This window comes from Limnobacter sp. MED105 (assembly GCF_000170915.1).
Classification (GTDB): domain Bacteria; phylum Pseudomonadota; class Gammaproteobacteria; order Burkholderiales; family Burkholderiaceae_B; genus Limnobacter.
Map to the genome: position 1 here is coordinate 101410 of NZ_ABCT01000006.1, position 16063 is coordinate 117472.

16 protein-coding genes, 1 tRNA gene and 1 pseudogene are annotated in these 16063 nt (G+C 51.0%); 14 read left to right on the plus strand and 4 right to left on the minus strand.

The genetic code is table 11. The features are described from left to right. Positions 1 to 27 precede the first annotated feature (27 nt). The 3 genes and pseudogenes from LMED105_RS07770 to LMED105_RS07780 all read left to right on the plus strand — a co-directional run. Positions 28 to 303 (plus strand): annotated as a pseudogene (locus tag LMED105_RS07770) (integration host factor subunit alpha); the annotation flags it as partial. A 37-nt stretch (positions 304 to 340) separates the two neighbouring features. Further along, positions 341 to 724, plus strand: a complete 384-nt coding sequence (locus tag LMED105_RS07775) for a MerR family transcriptional regulator (protein ID WP_008249966.1) — start codon at positions 341 to 343, stop codon at positions 722 to 724. A 27-nt stretch (positions 725 to 751) separates the two neighbouring features. Continuing rightward, positions 752 to 828, plus strand: a tRNA-Pro gene (locus LMED105_RS07780). A 76-nt stretch (positions 829 to 904) separates the two neighbouring features. Here LMED105_RS07780 and LMED105_RS07785 read toward each other — a convergent pair. After that, a complete protein-coding gene (locus tag LMED105_RS07785; RefSeq protein WP_008249967.1) occupies positions 905 to 1594 on the minus strand; it encodes a VIT family protein in 690 nt (229 codons plus the stop codon). 86 nt (positions 1595 to 1680) lie between these two features. Between LMED105_RS07785 and LMED105_RS07790 the strand changes: the two genes are divergently transcribed. The 7 genes from LMED105_RS07790 (at position 1681) to LMED105_RS07820 (ending at position 7531) form a co-directional block, all read left to right on the plus strand. Then, entirely contained in the window at positions 1681 to 3384 is a 1704-nt protein-coding gene (locus LMED105_RS07790) for a GMC family oxidoreductase (RefSeq protein ID WP_008249970.1), read from the plus strand. Positions 3385 to 3644: 260 nt separating this feature from the next. Then, entirely contained in the window at positions 3645 to 3974 is a 330-nt protein-coding gene (locus LMED105_RS07795; RefSeq protein WP_050771187.1) for a hypothetical protein, read from the plus strand. Then, positions 3971 to 4471, plus strand: coding sequence for a hypothetical protein (locus LMED105_RS07800; protein WP_008249974.1), 501 nt, complete (start codon positions 3971 to 3973; stop codon positions 4469 to 4471). The genes LMED105_RS07795 and LMED105_RS07800 overlap by 4 nt, the downstream gene beginning before the upstream one ends. Positions 4472 to 4781: 310 nt before the next feature. Continuing rightward, complete coding sequence (locus LMED105_RS07805) at positions 4782 to 5243, plus strand: hypothetical protein (RefSeq protein WP_008249980.1); 462 nt, start codon at positions 4782 to 4784, stop codon at positions 5241 to 5243. A gap of 116 nt (positions 5244 to 5359) precedes the next feature. Then, positions 5360 to 6472: a hypothetical protein gene (locus LMED105_RS07810; protein ID WP_008249981.1), complete on the plus strand. Its 1113-nt coding sequence runs from the start codon at positions 5360 to 5362 to the stop codon at positions 6470 to 6472. Positions 6473 to 6582: 110 nt separating this feature from the next. After that, the gene (locus LMED105_RS07815; protein ID WP_008249983.1) at positions 6583 to 7032 is read left to right on the plus strand and encodes a hypothetical protein; all 450 of its coding nucleotides are present in this window, start codon (positions 6583 to 6585) and stop codon (positions 7030 to 7032) included. A gap of 76 nt (positions 7033 to 7108) precedes the next feature. Beyond that, positions 7109 to 7531 carry a hypothetical protein gene (locus LMED105_RS07820; protein ID WP_008249985.1) on the plus strand — a complete coding sequence of 141 codons (423 nt, stop codon included), beginning with the start codon at positions 7109 to 7111 and terminating at the stop codon, positions 7529 to 7531. A gap of 305 nt (positions 7532 to 7836) precedes the next feature. On the opposite strand, the gene LMED105_RS07825 is transcribed toward LMED105_RS07820, so the two are convergent. The 3 genes from LMED105_RS07825 to LMED105_RS07835 form a co-directional block, all read right to left on the minus strand. Further along, positions 7837 to 8409: an exopolysaccharide biosynthesis protein gene (locus tag LMED105_RS07825; RefSeq protein WP_008249987.1), complete on the minus strand. Its 573-nt coding sequence runs from the start codon at positions 8407 to 8409 to the stop codon at positions 7837 to 7839. Between the two features lie 43 nt (positions 8410 to 8452). After that, complete coding sequence (locus tag LMED105_RS07830) at positions 8453 to 9226, minus strand: SDR family NAD(P)-dependent oxidoreductase (RefSeq protein ID WP_008249990.1); 774 nt, start codon at positions 9224 to 9226, stop codon at positions 8453 to 8455. Positions 9227 to 9316: 90 nt separating this feature from the next. Then, a complete protein-coding gene (locus LMED105_RS07835; protein ID WP_008249992.1) occupies positions 9317 to 9985 on the minus strand; it encodes a TetR/AcrR family transcriptional regulator in 669 nt (222 codons plus the stop codon). Between the two features lie 116 nt (positions 9986 to 10101). Here LMED105_RS07835 and LMED105_RS07840 point away from each other — a divergent pair, with 116 nt between their 5' ends. The 4 genes from LMED105_RS07840 (at position 10102) to LMED105_RS07855 (ending at position 16013) form a co-directional block, all read left to right on the plus strand. Further along, complete coding sequence (locus LMED105_RS07840) at positions 10102 to 11460, plus strand: GDSL-type esterase/lipase family protein (RefSeq protein ID WP_050771188.1); 1359 nt, start codon at positions 10102 to 10104, stop codon at positions 11458 to 11460. Then, complete coding sequence (locus tag LMED105_RS07845; RefSeq protein ID WP_008249996.1) at positions 11457 to 13763, plus strand: TIM-barrel domain-containing protein; 2307 nt, start codon at positions 11457 to 11459, stop codon at positions 13761 to 13763. The genes LMED105_RS07840 and LMED105_RS07845 overlap by 4 nt, the downstream gene beginning before the upstream one ends. 100 nt (positions 13764 to 13863) lie before the next feature. Beyond that, entirely contained in the window at positions 13864 to 15315 is a 1452-nt protein-coding gene (locus LMED105_RS07850) for an ATP-binding protein (protein ID WP_008249999.1), read from the plus strand. Continuing rightward, positions 15312 to 16013: a response regulator gene (locus tag LMED105_RS07855; protein WP_008250007.1), complete on the plus strand. Its 702-nt coding sequence runs from the start codon at positions 15312 to 15314 to the stop codon at positions 16011 to 16013. The genes LMED105_RS07850 and LMED105_RS07855 overlap by 4 nt, the downstream gene beginning before the upstream one ends. Positions 16014 to 16063: the final 50 nt, after the last annotated feature.

Sequence of the window (16063 nt, forward strand, 5' to 3'; positions counted from 1 at the left end):
CTGATTGAAGATGGTCTGGCCTCGGGCTCCCTGACCAAGGCTGAATTGGCTGAAATGTTGTTTGACAGCCTGGGCCTGAACAAGCGCGAAGCCAAAGACTTCGTGGATGCATTTTTCGATGAAATCCGCACCACGCTTGAAAGTGGCGATTCTGTGAAATTGTCGGGTTTTGGCAATTTCCAGTTGCGTGACAAACCCCAACGCCCGGGAAGAAATCCAAAAACTGGCGAAGAGATTCCCATTGCAGCGCGTAGAGTGGTAACCTTTCATCCCAGCCAGAAACTTAAAGCTTTGGTTGAATAATTTTCACTAAATTATTTAAGTACAAGCCAATTACTCAATGCAAAAAACCGTAAACGCAGACGGAGCGCCACCCACAGCAAGCTTGCCGCCCATCCCGGCCAAGCGCTACTTCACCATTGGTGAGGTCAGTGAGCTGTGCGGCGTAAAAACCCACGTGCTCCGCTATTGGGAGCAAGAATTTACGCAATTGAAGTCGATTACCCGCCGCGGCAATCGTCGTTATTACCAGCACCATGAAGTGTTGTTCATTCGCAGAATTCGTGAACTGCTGTACGAGCATGGCTTCACCATCAACGGCGCACGCAATCGGTTGGATCAGGAAAAAAATGGCCCTGCTGGTGACGCACCGCTGCCAATTTTGATTGATCGCGAAGTTTTGAAAGAACAATTGCTAAATTTGCGCGAAGCACTCAAAGCTTAAGCGTTTCTGGGTATAATCCAGCCTTCTCGGAATGTGGCGCAGCCTGGTAGCGCACTTGCATGGGGTGCAAGGGGTCGGAGGTTCGAATCCTCTCATTCCGACCAAAAAATTGAAAAAGGCCTAGGTTTAAAAACCTGGGCTTTTTTGTTTTTGTACGCCAATGTTACGTGGCGCTTATTGCTAAGCCGCCACCCCGAACAAGGCACCCACACCTGCGGTCAGGCCCATGGCCAAGGCGCCCCAGAAGGTAACGCGCACCGCAGCCACACGCACGGAAGAACCGCCCGCCTTTGCAGCCAATGCACCCAAAGCTGCCAGGAAAAACAGTGCGCTTCCAGCAACGCCCCACATCAGTAAATTTGCTGGTAACAGCAAAGCCACCAGCAAAGGCAAAAAGGCACCTGCAGCAAATGTGGCCGCTGAGGCCAAAGCGGCTTGCACGGGTTTGGCAGCGAGTGTGTCAGACAAACCGAGTTCGTCCCGTGCGTGTGCGCCCAGTGCATCATGTGCCATCAATTGAGTGGCCACCTGTTGTGCCAGGTTCTCATCAAGCCCCCGATCGACATAAATCGATGTCAACTCAGCATGTTCATGGTCGGGCTGATTGGCCAGTTCAGCGCGTTCGCGTGCAAGGTCGGCGTTTTCAGTGTCGGCTTGCGAGCTGACAGACACATACTCGCCCGCTGCCATGGACATGGCACCTGCCACCAAGCTGGCTACACCTGCGACCAGTATTGCCTTTGAGCCTGCACCTGTTGCAGCTACACCCAACACCAGGCTGGCGGTAGACACAATGCCGTCATTTGCGCCAAGCACTGCGGCGCGCAGCCAGCCGGTACGGTGGCCTTTGTGTTTTTCAAGGTGTCTCATGCGCAGTTTTCTGGGTAAGTTTTCGTTAGGGGTATTGTGGCGCAGTAGTATGGATCTGTAATCAATAATAACAAGGGTGGGGACTGATGGATGAATTCGACTTCGTCATCGTGGGCGCTGGGTCTTCCGGTTGTGTGATGGCCAACAGGCTTACTGCATGCGGGCGGTTCAAGGTGTTGTTGCTTGAAGCCGGCCCTACGGACCAAAAAAATCCATTAATTAAAATGCCGGCTGGTATTGCCGCACTGGTGTACAGCCAAAAGTACACATGGCGATACTGGAGCACGCCGCAAGCGCATTTGGGCAATCGTGAAATGTTTCAGCCTCGGGGTAGAACGCTGGGTGGATCAAGCTCAATCAATGCGTGCGTGAATATTCGCGGCAATGCGGCAGATTTCAATTTATGGGCTGATTTGGGGTGCGATGGTTGGTCTTACGACGACGTGCTGCCTTACTTTAAAAAGTCTGAAAGCTATGCTCCTTTGCAGCAAGGCCACAACAGCGAGCTCTCAAAGTTTCATGGTGCTAACGGCCCATTGCATATTTCAAGTTCGGCGCATTTGAATCCGGTTTCTGCCGCGTTTGTGCAGGCGGGTATTCAGGCGGGTTGGCCAGAGAACAATGATTTCAACGGGGTAAGCCAAACCGGGTTTGGAATTTACAAGTCTTATCACAAAGATGGTCAGCGATTCAGCAATGCGAGGGCTTACTTGTGGCCGGTTGTCGATCGTCCCAATTTGACAGTAATCACTGATATTCGGGTAAGCCGGGTGGTGTTCGAGGGCAAACAGGCTGTTGGGGTTGAATACTTGGCTCAAGGTTTGAGAAAGGTAGCCAAAGCCAGGTGTGAGGTGGTGTTGAGTGCGGGTACCTTTAATACCCCCCAAGTTTTGATGTTGTCGGGTGTGGGGCCGAAGGCTGAACTGGACCGCCACAACATTGAAGTTCAGCACGACTTGCCCGGCGTGGGAAAAAATTTGCAGGATCACCTGGACGTATTTTTGGTGATGAAAGCAAAGCCCGGTGTAACCATTTCACTGAACCCTTTGGCCTTGGGCCGCCGGTTTCTGGAATTGTTCAAGTACCTGTTTTTCAAGAAAGGCGAATTCAGCAGCCACCTGGCTGAGGCAGGTGGTTTTGTGAAATCTGCTGAAAGTGAGCCGATTGAAGACCTGCAGTTTCACGTGGTGCCTTTGCCAGCCACCAGGCATGGCTTGAATTTGTGGCCCATGTTTGGGCATTACGCTTACTCGGTGATGGCGTACGATCTTCGCCCGCTTTCCCGCGGAGAAGTTCGTTTGAGAAGTGCAGACCCGATGCAAGACCCAGAGATTGATCCAAATTATGGTGCGCATCAGCGCGACATTGATCGCTTGGTCAAGGCCATTAAAATTCTGCGAAATGTGGTCCAGCAGCCTGCATTGAAAGCGTACAGTCGATCGGAAATTGCACCTGGTGAGGGTGTGCAAACGGATTCGGAACTGGAGCGCTGGGTTCGCCAAACCGCGGAAACTGCCTATCACCCGGTGGGCACTTGCAAAATGGGTGTGGACGATATGGCCGTGGTGGATTCGCGCTTGCGTGTGCGGGGGCTCACTGGTTTGCGAATTGTGGACTGTTCAATCATGCCGACCTTGGTGGGTGGCAACACCAACGCTGCTGCTACCATGATTGCGGAGAAGGCTGCTGACATGGTGTTGCAGGAGTTTGCTCGGCAAGCGCTTGGAGAAGGTGTGGAGGCTGCGCAGCAGGTGTTGGGCGCCATACCTGCCATGGCGCGAGGCGATTGACTTGAGCTGACCCGATTCACTTGTTCTCACCCTACAGCGATAGTTGCTAGCCTGAATGTTTAATCATTTCAGGAAGTCTAGACTTGGCTCACATTCAGTTTCTAAATGCTTCGACCAGCGTGCAGTTTGTATCCGAGTATTCAAATCAGTGTTGATCGACATCATGCATAGGGCTGGTGTCGCATCAATATTGATTACGAGCACTGCACGTACCCCAGCCGATCAAGCGCGCATTATGTACGACAACATTGAGAGGTACGGTGTGGCACATCAGAAGCTTCTTTTATGGCAAGTACGGTGATCGAGTGATTGATGAATACAGCAAACACAAAGCAAAAAATCATCGCAAGGAGTTCATTGTGTCGATGATGAAAGCAAAAATCATCGCGCTAGACCCATCTAAAGTGTCGAACCATGTTGCTGATCCAACGAAACTCAATGTGATTGATATTGCACCGTCCAGTATTCAGCCAAGTTTGCGCCAGCGATTTGTTGAGGCGGTTAAGGGCGAGGGTAGGGTGTCGAAGTATTTGGGGCCTCCATCCGATCCGGCCTATCATTTGGAAATTCCTCAGCCGGGCAAATCATGATCAAAGCAACTTTAGCTGTATTGATGTTGACCATTTCCGCATCGATATTCAGCCCAGTGTGGGCTGCATCTTCAACTGCATGTGTTTTTGAAAGCAGTGGGGTGGATTTACAAAAAATCAAAAGTTCGAAGCATGTGATCGGTTTTGAAGAGATAGAAAAGAAAGTTCGCTACACCGGAAACCTCAAAGGGGTGGGGGGCTTTTATCTGGAATTGTTTGGCTGCAACCATTACGGCGCAAGGCTGACAGTTTTACTTGGGCCAGATGACGACGCCAAAGTTTTTCGTAGAGCTTTACGTGTGGTGCCTGAATTGCTGTTTACCAAGCGTGACAGCCTAAAGGTAAAAAAAGCGCTGCTTGATATTCAAGCGGATGGCTTTACAACACCATTGCATTTGGCTGATTTGGCGAAAGAGCTTGGACTGACCGACGTGAGTGTTCAGGTGACTGAGGTGGAAGGCATGGGTTTGCTGGTGTTTCAGTTTTACGGGGGGTGAGTGCTTTGACGACGACAGGTCCAAAGACGGCTTTTCGGCCGAAGCGGTCATTCGGACAAGCTGCTGAAACGTCTACTTTGTCATCGAAAACCGACTTCGAAAGCTAGATGGCATCTGAAGATTGTTCCACTCTTAAGGACGCAATTCTAAGCTCACCATTTGTTGATAAATAACTAGGGTTTATTTTTCATTCGGTTCATGCAATGCTTGCCAAGTATTTGAAATAGTCAAGTTCATGAAATAACTTGCGACGTTCGGATAAAAGGATATCGCCGTTATTTTTAGATAAATCAAGTTAGAGTGTTTGGCTATGAACATAATCAACCAGTCTAATCAACATGAAAATTGGTTTGAGGCGCTTGCCTTGTGGAATCAAATTGCCAACTGGATTTCCTACAAAACATCCGAGCGTCAGTTGCGGCAACAGTTCAAAACAATGGCGGTCTATCTTTGGAATGAGAAAGATTGGCTAAAGGGTCAGTACCCAGAGCAATCCAAGTTCATAGAAAACCAAATTAACATCTCAAAATACATGCGTGTGATTGGAGATCTAGCCAACACAGTGAAACACCGAAACATCTCAAAGCATCAGCGCTCTGAGATGAGGCAGACTAATTACTTTGGCAAAGTCACGCTTGGCTGCGGGGCCTCGCGTCGCATGTACTACATTGACCTGGGTAAGGGAGAACACGAAGAGGTGTATCAGATTCTCCGCGGCGCTCTTGAAGAGTTCTCCACACTTAGGCAGCGTTTGTTGTCGGGAGCGAAGTGAATGCGCTCTAACTATTCTGTCGAGAGGGGCCGCCTACAAGCTGCGCTTGTGGGTTTCCTTCGCGGCTTTACCGCTACGGCGGCCCCTCACGTCAAACGTTAGCTTAAGGAAGTGATGTGACCGATAATTGGCCAATTAGTGAACGTCATGTCCATCTTCAAGGTGGGTTACTGGCGATTAATCCTCCTCAATCGGAGAGGGTTTCGCTTTGGCCGACCACCACGGACAATAAAAAGCTGGAACTGAAGCTACCAACATACGGCAGTCTTTATTCAAAGCTGAAGGCGCTGAAATTAGAGATTGTTGGCGTTGAATTTACCACTCATGAGGGGGAAGCGATCGGTTCTTCACCTCCGCAGTGGCGCCCGTACGCACAACAGGAAAAAAATTGGGTTAACTGGGATGCATTTCAACTTTGGGGACAGCTTGGGAATTCGGCATACAGCCATAAAAATGGGCTTTTCTATGACCTTTCGAAGAGAATTTCTTACCAACTTTCATCGCTAAGTGAACGGCTGAAAGAGTTGTCGCTTGCGTACAGGGCACAGCTTAATGCTCTTCGCATCAAAGGTAATCCTGAGCTTAGCGGGCGGTTTCAAGACGGCTTCACTGAGTTAACCTATCAAAAATTCCAGTCTTTTTTGTTCGAGTCCTGCATTTTACGTGATTACCTTTCTGAACTTGTATACAACTTTTCCCGATCCGGAGATTTGAGAGAGGAGAGAGAAATCACGACTGCCGGTGGTTTACTGAAGTTATTGAAGAAAAAAACGGATTTGACCGATTTAGAGGCCGCCTTCTTAAATATGATGAGTAGCGATGGCTGGCTTAAAGAGCTTGGTGACTACCGCGACTTAGTAATGCACTCTGCACCTATCAGCATGGTAAATCACAAGCTTTATTGTATTAAGGAAGTTGTGACCCTGCCCTCTGACAAAATGATACAAGTTGTTCGATTCCCAATCCCCAAAGACCCAGAGACCCTCTACAAAGAGAGAAGTAGAAGGGACGATTTTGATAGGTACATACGCCAATTCGAACTGATAGCAAAGGCTGCGCTTGAAGATTACGGCAAGTATGATTGTCTGCAGTATGCACACAAAGTCACCAATTTTCTTTCTAATCTTGCTCTATCTTGTGCGTCACTTTCCCCTTACAAACCGATGGTCCAGGAATTCGTAAAATCTGGTTCAGATATGAAGTCAGAATTCAAGTATGTATCAAGCTAACCAAGGGCTGCAGCGGACCGCTTTTCCGGCGCGCTGCGCCTCCAAATCGACCGCTGAGCCCAGGCATTAGGTTTAAAAAGACGGACTGTCTCAACTTATTAGGAATTTGTATGCCAAATGAAATCTGGGCGGCACTTGTTGGTGTTGGCGGCGCATTGATTGGGGTTTGGTATGGCGCAAAGCTGACAAAAAAAGCGGCAATCGAACTCGTGGTGCAACAAGAGAAAGGCAGATTCTTGTCGAGTTTCAGCGATACACTTCTTCGATTAAGCCGGCCTGTCGAAGAGCAAGGAATCGGCGAAGCAAATTCAGTGCTTCAGGAGCATTATTCAAAACATCTGGCTGCATATCTCCGTTTGCGTGTAGCTGTTCCTTCCACCTACCATAATGCCATAGAGGCGGCTTGGGCTAAGTACACCCAAGATGATGAGTACGAGCTGCAAGAGGAAAAGGAAATTTACAGGTTTGCTTATGTACTCAACGGTAAGAACGATGAGGAAATGCAGACGTTGGCAATTAAGCATATAAACGCGTTGATCGGGGCCATTCATGAAACCTAACATCACAATCCACCGGAACTTCGGCAAGCTAAGCTTGCCTACGTCCAGTGATTTTCAACGTTCTGTGTAGGTGAACATGGTTCATGCATTCGAAAAGCTGATGTCTGATGCGATGTTTACTCAGAGCCTTGGCGAAATGGTGTTGGCGGTTGGTCGCCTTGAGGGAGTGCTTTTGGATTTTTTGGCTGAGCAAGGGGTTGCTATCGGAAAAAAGACACCATTGGGCGGGCTTATAAAGCAATTGGAATCTAGAGGGAATCTCAGTGACACAGTGAGCTATCACCTGAACTTTCTATTAAGTCAAAGAAACTATTTCGTACATAAAATTGCCCAGCTCATGCATGGGTATGAGGTTGAAAGTAAAGAAATTGAAACCTTCAGGGACAGGGTTAAAAACCTTCGGGAACAGATAGAGTTTTTTGCAAGCATGTTCAACGAGTCCCCAACTCGCACACACATAGAACAAGGCGCTCCAGCCGACCGCCAAAGCGGCGGCTGAGCTCATCGTTATCCAAAGTCGGTTTATGACCACTTTGTAGACGTTCTAAGTAAACAGTCCCAAAGGCCGCTCTGGCCAAAAACCAGCCTCTCAACCATCAATATTTCAACAAAAAATACGAACTTGCACGTGCTTGTTCACATCTACCGACGTTTTCGTAAAACGTCGTGATGAATTTAAAACCCACTAATCCAACGATAAAAAAATATCCATACCGAGTAACACGTTTACTTTAGTAATCTTGCCAATATCGGGGTGAGGTGCGTAAATAATTAGCCTTTGCCAACCCCCAAAAACCTTCTTCCCTAAACCACCCTCACAATCAGCCACACCAAAAAAACCACCACGCCAACCCCTACCAAGCCAGTCACAATGCCTGCAATAAGCGCCAGGCCGTCTCGCGCCATTAGGCCAAGCCCAATCAAGATGAGTGCCACAGCGGGGGTTCCGTTGCCGCCGGGTATGGGCAGAAAAATAATGAAGCCCATCAAGGCGATGAAGGGTACCAGCCAGCCGCGGTGTGTGGGGCTGCTTAGCGACAGCAATCGCGGTTCACAAATGCGGTCGGCTTTGGTGTATATCCAGCTTAAAATTTTGATTAGGCGGGTGGCCGTAGCTTTGGACAACGTTACCCGGCATACCCTTTCAGGCAGGCCGTGCCCGCTGTCGTTGATCCACATCATGTGGGCTATGGCCCATATTCCAAACGAGAACAAAAAGCCTGAAAAGGGAATGGGCAGCAGGGTAAGAACGGCCAGAAAAAGCAGAAGCGCGCCGTGGGCTGATTCGCCGTGCATGTCGGCGAGAAAGCGCACGGAAACCTGGTCTTCGTGAGGGTGTTCAACAGCCAGTTTAAGGCGCAGCAGTAAATCATTCATGCTGATGAGTATACCGTTGCAGCGTTACACCCTTTACACCGTTTTAGCGATAGCCTCCATCGGCCATGACAACTTGCCCCATTAAATAGGGCATGGTGAGTAAGTGCAATGCACATTGAGCCATTTCATCAGGCTCGGCCCAGCGTTTCATCCAGATTTTTGACGATTCTTTTTCGCGCACGTCGGGGGGTAGGGTGGCGTTCAGGTCTGTATTGATCCATCCGGGTGCCAATCCGTTAATGCAAATTTGGTCTTCTGATAATTTTTCTGCGGCCACGCGCACAAACAAGTTGTTGGCGGCCTTGGATGCATCGTAGTGGGCAGAAACCGGGTCCCAACTGTTAATACCGTTGGTTGAAGTAACCAACACAATGCGGCCGCGAAAGTCGCCGTGTAGCGGGTTGTTTTTCATTTGCAGGGCTGCGTATTTGGTGACCAAAAAGCTGCCTGTGGCATTGGTGTTTTGAACTTGGTCCCACTCGGCCTGGGTTTGGTCAAAAAATTCGGTGTTGGGTGATATGCCTGCGCTGTGGATCACATGGTCAATGTTGATGCCCTCGCGCCCAATGGCCTCAAAGAATGCGGCAACCGATACTTCCTGACCCACTTCGCATGGAAATGCCTTGGCTTGTACCTTTGGGTTGGCTTGCTGGATTTGCAGCAAGGCCGCTTGTGTTTTTTCAGGTTTGCGGCTGGCCGACACCACCACGTTGCCGCCCGCTTTGGCCACTGCCAGGGCGCAGGTAAGGCCAATGCCGCTGGCGCCGCCGGTGATCACTGTCCAGGTGTTGGAAAAATCAAAATGCGCTGTAGCCATGCCTTACCCCTTTTTTGTTGTTGGGTATTCAGTTTGGCACAGCGGTAAAGTTTTGTTGAAGTCTAATTGGGGTGTGGTTTGGGCTTTGTTCTACGCATAACCCTTTACGCCCAGTTCGCGGCCCATGCCGCCGAATACGCGTTCGGTGCCGTCGACCAGTTCCGCCACGGGTTGTTTGAAGTCGGTGGCTATCCAGCTTTGGCACAGGTGAATGATCACGCCCACTGCGCTTTTGGCCATCACCCGCAATACCTTGTCGGGTACTTTGGGGCCGCCTAAAAATGGGCGGGTGAATTGCAGCAGCAGGTCGACAAAGGCGTCGTAGCGCTCGCCATACATTTCGCCCAGTTGGCCGCGCACGCTCATGGCTTCAATCAAAATTAACCTTGCCTTGGCGGGGTTGCGTTCTACAAATCCAAAACTTTCTTGCAAGCCGGCATGCACCAGTTTGCGGGCGTCCATCAAATAAGGAGCTACCGCGGCCAGAATGGACTGCATGTATTCACGGGTTGCAGATTCGTAAGCGGCGGTTAATAGCGCTTCTCGGCTGGGGAAGGCTTCATAAAAATAGCGCTTAGTCAGCCCGGCCTGCGAACAAATGGCATCAATACTCACCGCTGCAAATCCTTGTTCACCGAATAAATGCACGGCGGCGTCCACCAGAGCCTGCTTGCGGGCGGCTTGGCGTTCTTCGGCGGACTTGCCGCCGTAACTGCGCGGGGTTGCTTGCGCGGGCAGGGTGGTTTTGAGTTCAGTCAATGGAATATCTCAAAGTATTTGACACTGAATCGTATCACATTTATTCTAGCGTTGAATATCTGATACTAAGTCGTGTCAAATTATCCAAAATTCCAATTAACCTTAGGCTGTTTGCAATGAAACGCTCGTTTATGTATGGCTTGGCCTTGGCCAGCGCCTTGTTGTTGACAGCCTGTGGAGGCGACTCATCCAACAACTCCAGTGCCGCAGCTCGGTCAATTCAAGCAAGTGGGGCGGGCTTTTGTACACCCATGCAGGGCACTGCGCAGCAGGGGCGGGTGGTGACTTCCTGGAAGACCGCGCCTGGCGACGCGCTGATTACGCACCCCATCAGTGGGCTGACAGTTCGCCAATCGTTTGCGCCCCACTGGGCAGGCAATGTGGTCCGCCTGCGTTTAAGCAATCGGTATTCAAGCCTGCCGGTTACGTTTACCAATATTCATTTGGCCGAGGAAGCCGCACCGGGCAGTGCCAAAATGGTGCCCAACACAGAATGCCTGCTCACCTTCAACGGCCAGCCCAGCGTGACACTGCAAGCGGGTGAAACCGTGGTGAGCGACTGGATTACATACCCGGTAGAAGCCTTTCGGCGCGTGGGGGTTAGTTTTTATGCGCCAGGACTTACGCCCCAGGTTACCCGCCATTTGAATGCGAACGAGGTGCTGTACCTCAGCTTGCCCGGCGACCACACAAGCAGTGCCGATGGCAGCATGTTTATTGCTGCGCCCGAGGGGTACACCGCCAATTTTCTCGTGATTGAAGCGTTGGAGATATTGGCCCCGAAGAATGTAAGCACGGTTGTGGCGGTGGGCGATTCCATTACCGATGGATCTGATTCAACCACGGCTTTTTTAAGTGGCCAAGGCTCGCCCTTGGTGGCCACTGACCAACGTTACTCCAACCATTTGCAGCGCAGGTTCAACAGTGCAGGTATGCCTTTCACAGTGGCCAATGCGGGCATTGGTGGCAACGAGTTGCTACGCGACGGTTGGCTGCCCCAGTTTGGCAAGGCACTGCTGACCCGTTTCGATGCGGATGTACTGCAAACCCAAGGTGTAAGCCATGTGTTGGTGATGATAGGCACCAACGACTTCGGGAACCCCAAGCCGGGGCAGGCGCCCACATCTGATGCATTGATTGCCGGGTACAAAGAGTTGATTGCCAAAGCAAAAAATGCAGGGTTGAAAATTATTCTGGGCACCATACCGCCAGCAGAAGGCACAGTGACTGAATTGTTACCTGTACTACACGGCACTGCCGCGGCACGGCGTGCGCGTGATGAAACCAACGCCTGGATACGCAGCCAAACCTTGAGCGACGGCATGGTGGATTTTGAGCAATGCCTGGAAGACAAAAACCGCAAGGGTTTTTTGGCTGAAGAATACAACAGTGGTGACAACCTGCACCCCAACCCTGCAGGCTACGCCGCCATGGCCGACTGCGTGAATTTGAATCTGTTCGAGAGACAACCATGAAATTCCTGTGTTCAAGCAGTACTAGTGCGGCCTCAATTTTTTTATCGGTCGTGTTTTTGGCGGGCTGTTTAAGCAACAGCGAAAGCCCGGTTGTAGCCAACACCGCAACAGTTTCTGGCAGTGCAGTGCAGCCCGCGCAAGTCAACATGGGCGAGCAAACCATTGCCATGCGCAATGCCAATGGCCGGGTAGAAGTGTTGAAGAATCCGTTGCGGATCCGGTTTTTTAATGCGGCCGATGAGTTGGTGCTTGAACAGGTCAGCAGCAGCGGTGGACTATTTGAGCCGGGCTTTGCAGTGGATGAACCTTTGGGCAGCGACTACCTGCCACGGCGTTTGTTGAATGCACCTTTCAGCTACATGGTGGGGGCTGAAATTGCACCGCAGTTGCGCGCTACGCCCTGGGTGGGCAACTACATTACACAGGCTTTGGTGGGTGTGCAGTACCACGGCACGGAGGTTTTGGAAGCCAAAGAAACAGCCAGGGGCGTTGAACTGACCATTGCTACCAACGACCCCACAGGAAGGGTTATCAATGTGGAGCTAAAACCTGCGGACAACAACAGCTTTGAGGTGCGCATGGCCGTGAACCCCGCTGAAGGTGTTGTGATGGTGGCAGACAGTTTTGTGTTGCGCGATGAAGAATCGTTTCATGGTTTTGGTGGTCGCCACAACGCAATCAACCAGCGTGGTAATTTGCTGACCAATTTTATTCAGGCGCAGAACATTGGAGCCGGGCCTTTGGCACCTGTCGCCAATTTGGCCTCAGGGCAAGGCGAGGGGTACATGTTTCCTTCCGGGCCAGACGCAGCGTATTACATTTCAACCGCATTTGCTTCAACGGGTGGGTATGGCTTCATGCTCGATAGCACTCGGCCTTCGCGCTACGACCTTGGTGCTTCCAACGCCGATGCCTGGCAGGTGAATGTGTCAGGCACGGAGATGACTTATCTGGTTGCACCTGGTGCTGAGAAGAAAGCACTGCAAAGTTTGTCGGGCCTGCAAGGGCGACACCGTTTGCCTTTGCAAGCTGACCTTGGCCCAACCTTGTCGCGCGCAGTGCGGGTGTTGTCCGCCGAAGCGGATGATGCGACCAGCTATGAAGCAAAAATTTGGGACGACATTGCGAAGATTGATGCATTCAAATTGCCCGTGAAAGGCTATGTATTCGAGGGCTGGGAAATACTGCCGCGCGAAACCAGCAAAACTGTGATCAAGGCTTTGCACGACCGCAACATTCGAGCGTATTTGTATATTCGAAATTACGTGGGTGTTGATGTGGCCAATACTGAGCGGCCCGAGACTTTTACAGAGGCCTTGCAAGAAGGGTATGTGGTCAATGACGCAGCCGGTTTGCCTTATCTGTTCGGTACGCCATTTGGTGGTTTGGGCGCTGCAATTGACTTCACCAACCCGGAAGCGATTGCCTGGTGGGAAGGCCGCATTCGGGAAATGCTGGTGGACCTGAAGGCCGACGGATTCATGCAAGACTTTGGTGAACACATTGCATTGGACATGCACTTTTTTGATGGCAGCACAGGCGTTACCATGCACAACCATTACCCCACTGTATTTCACCAAACCACGCGAAAAATTATCGACGACATTGAGGCCAAAACCGGGCGACACATTTTTTTCTGGACGCGTGCTGGTTATTCCGGGCGGCAGGGCAGCTCGGGTTTTGAGTCATCCAATTTTCCAGGCGATGAAACCAGTGATTGGTCGCGCGCCTCGGGCATTGCATCGCTGACCACTGACATGCTGAGCCGAGGTGCCACTGGTTCCTACGGTTACAACACCGACATTGGTGGCTACTTTGATTTTCATGTGGGTGCGGCCAGCGCCGAGTTGTATACCCGTTGGTCTTTCTGGGCTGCATTGTCGCCTGTGTTTAGGGTTCACAATTCGTCAAGCAATGGGGTGCGCATGCCCTGGTTTTACGGTGAAGAAACATTGGAGCATTGGCGCAAGGCGGCTGAACTGCACTTGAAAGCGGCACCCTTGATCATGCGTTTGTGGCAAGAAGCGCAAACAACAGGCGTACCCCCTGTGCGCGGGCTGTGGGTGGAATATCCCAAGGATGAGCGCGCCCGGCAGGAAGACCAACAATGGCTGTTGGGGCCCAATGTGTTGGTGGCCCCGGTGGTGGAGCAGGGCGCAAGCACGCGCAATGTGTATTTGCCCCAAGGTTGCTGGAAGCACGTGGACACCGGCGCGCAGTTTGAAGGCCCGCGCGATGTGACCGTGCCCGCGCCGATTGATTCATTGCCGTATTTTTTTAAATGTGGCACAAACCCTTTCTGAGTGACATTTGATTATTCAATTGCAGCAACGATTAGAATCGGGCGATGATTGCACTTTGGCATCGTGTTGAAGCATTGCTGCTATTGGATGAATTGAATTCATGAAACCGACCACGTTGTTGACAGGCTCTTTGGGCTTTGCCTTGTGGGCTGCCCTGATGTTGCTTCTGGTTTATCCGCACGAATGGATCACGCTAGCCAATGCGCCTGTGGTTCTTATTCTGGTCTCGTCGATTTATTCACTGTTGTTGCCTTTGGGGATTTCGCTTGCGTTGAGCGCACTTGCCGTGCTCATGTTCAACTACCAAATGGTGCCGCCTGTTCACACCTTTCATGTGGACCTGCAAGAGCATGGCATTTTGCTGATCACGATGATGGGTGTGTCGTGGTTGGTTACTTATTTATTGCGGCGGCAAAAGCAAATTGCTGCGCTTGAACGGCGGCAGGCGCAGCGTACTCTGCAGCTCATGCAATGGAGCGAAAAGCTGCGTGAGGTTGATCATCCGCAACAATTACTGTCAGATTTGCAGCAGTTGTTGCTCAGCTTGGCCGATGGCACTCGCCAATTCTTCGTGGGATTTGGTTCTATTGAAGTTGATTTGCTTAACGCTTCTCAAACAAAGGCATTTGACGCGTGTTTGCAAGAAAACAAGGCGCTTGGAAAAAGCACAGGGCGCTACGACAATCTGGAAGATCTGTACTTGCCTATGCGTGGAAAATCGAAAGCATATGGGGTGTGCGTTTGCGTGGGTGACGACCTGGATTCTAGCGAAACCTTGTGGGTTCGAGATGCACAGGCATTGCTTGACCAAATGGGCCTGGCCTGTGAACGGCGAGACAATTTGCTGCGTGCTCAAAGCGCCCGGGAATCGGCACAAACCCAGCAAACCCGTAGCCTGTTTTTAACATCAATTGCTCACGATCAGCGAACACCGCTGGCCAGTATCATGACTTCCGCTTCGGCGATACTGGAGCAAACAGACCGCTTGAGCCACGATGAAATTCGACACTACGCCGAATTGATTCAAGAGGAAACCCAGCAGGTTGCTCGCCTGACCGACAACACGCTGACCTTGGCACGGTTAAGTGGTGAAAAGGTTAAGGTACCCATGCAACTTGAATCGGTGGAAGACATGGTAGCGGCCGTGTTGCAACGCTTGAGGAAACGCAAGACCTTGTATATACCCACCGTGAAAGTTGCTGCAGGTTTGCCTTTGGTGAATTGCAATATGGTGCTGGTGGAACAGGTGCTGGACAATTTGATCGACAATGCAATCAAACATTCGGGTGTCCCTGGTTCAGTTGAACTTAAGGTGTTGCAACAGCAAGGTGAGGTGGTGTTTCAGGTGTCTGATAGCGGCCAAGGTATGCAAAGCCAACTTAAATCGAAGGGCGATGAATCACGGGGTTTGGGTATCGGCTTGCAGCTGTGTAAGGCTGTGGCACAAGTTCATTCTGGGCGCTTGGAGTTTTCTTCAGCTGCAAGTTCTGGCATTGGGGTGCTGGCCACCTTCGCGTTGCCGTCGACCATCGCGCAGGAACATGGCGCATGAGCATTCGTATTTTATTAATTGAAGACGACCGTGAACTTGGCAAGGCCTTGCGCAACAGCCTCAGCACCGAAGGGCATTCGGTAGTTACTGCGGCCAGTCTTTCAGAAGCCAGAGCCTTGTTGGACAATCAGGCCACCGGGCAGCCATTCGATTTGTATTTACTCGATTTGGGTTTGCCCGATGGCGATGGGAAACTTTTTCTGGAAATGGCCCGCAGGGTGAGCACTGCGCCCGTGATTGTGATTTCCGCACGCCCGCACGACGACAGCAAAATTGAATTGCTCGATGCGGGTGCTGACGACTACCTGGTCAAACCATTCAGCGTGGGAGAATTGTTGGCACGCATTCGTGTGGCCTTGCGCCACCGGGGAAATTTGGCGCAGGCGGCCACTCTGGTCTATCAGCGCGATGGTTTGAACATTGATTTGGTGAAGCGTGAAATTACCCTGAATGGTGCTGAGGTTAAATTAACGCCCACTGAGTATGAACTGTTGGCGCGTTTGGTCCGAAGTGCTGGGCAGGCGGTAAGCCACCGGCAATTGTTGGCCGATGTATGGGGCCCCGAGTTTCTGGAGCACACACAATACACTCGTTTGTATGTGGGCCAATTGCGCGCGAAAATCGAGATTAATCCCGCAGACCCACACTTTATTTTGACGGAAACCGGTGTGGGTTACCGCATGTTGGCAGTCGCTTAGTTTTCTGCTCATGTTTCCTTATAACTTCCTTATATGTTGCAGCGCATGAT

Bases quoted from the DNA above. Each gene is read 5' to 3' on its own strand.
- LMED105_RS07840 (WP_050771188.1), top strand. From the start codon at position 10,102: ATGAAACGCTCGTTTATGTATGGCTTGGCCTTGGCCAGCGCCTTGTTG.
- LMED105_RS07790 (WP_008249970.1), top strand. From the start codon at position 1,681: ATGGATGAATTCGACTTCGTCATCGTGGGCGCTGGGTCTTCCGGTTGT.
- LMED105_RS07820 (WP_008249985.1), top strand. From the start codon at position 7,109: ATGGTTCATGCATTCGAAAAGCTGATGTCTGATGCGATGTTTACTCAG.
- LMED105_RS07800 (WP_008249974.1), top strand. From the start codon at position 3,971: ATGATCAAAGCAACTTTAGCTGTATTGATGTTGACCATTTCCGCATCG.
- LMED105_RS07825 (WP_008249987.1), bottom strand. From the start codon at position 8,409: ATGAATGATTTACTGCTGCGCCTTAAACTGGCTGTTGAACACCCTCAC.
- LMED105_RS07850 (WP_008249999.1), top strand. From the start codon at position 13,864: ATGAAACCGACCACGTTGTTGACAGGCTCTTTGGGCTTTGCCTTGTGG.
- LMED105_RS07785 (WP_008249967.1), bottom strand. From the start codon at position 1,594: ATGAGACACCTTGAAAAACACAAAGGCCACCGTACCGGCTGGCTGCGC.
- LMED105_RS07815 (WP_008249983.1), top strand. From the start codon at position 6,583: ATGCCAAATGAAATCTGGGCGGCACTTGTTGGTGTTGGCGGCGCATTG.
- LMED105_RS07830 (WP_008249990.1), bottom strand. From the start codon at position 9,226: ATGGCTACAGCGCATTTTGATTTTTCCAACACCTGGACAGTGATCACC.
- LMED105_RS07805 (WP_008249980.1), top strand. From the start codon at position 4,782: ATGAACATAATCAACCAGTCTAATCAACATGAAAATTGGTTTGAGGCG.
- LMED105_RS07775 (WP_008249966.1), top strand. From the start codon at position 341: ATGCAAAAAACCGTAAACGCAGACGGAGCGCCACCCACAGCAAGCTTG.
- LMED105_RS07845 (WP_008249996.1), top strand. From the start codon at position 11,457: ATGAAATTCCTGTGTTCAAGCAGTACTAGTGCGGCCTCAATTTTTTTA.
- LMED105_RS07855 (WP_008250007.1), top strand. From the start codon at position 15,312: ATGAGCATTCGTATTTTATTAATTGAAGACGACCGTGAACTTGGCAAG.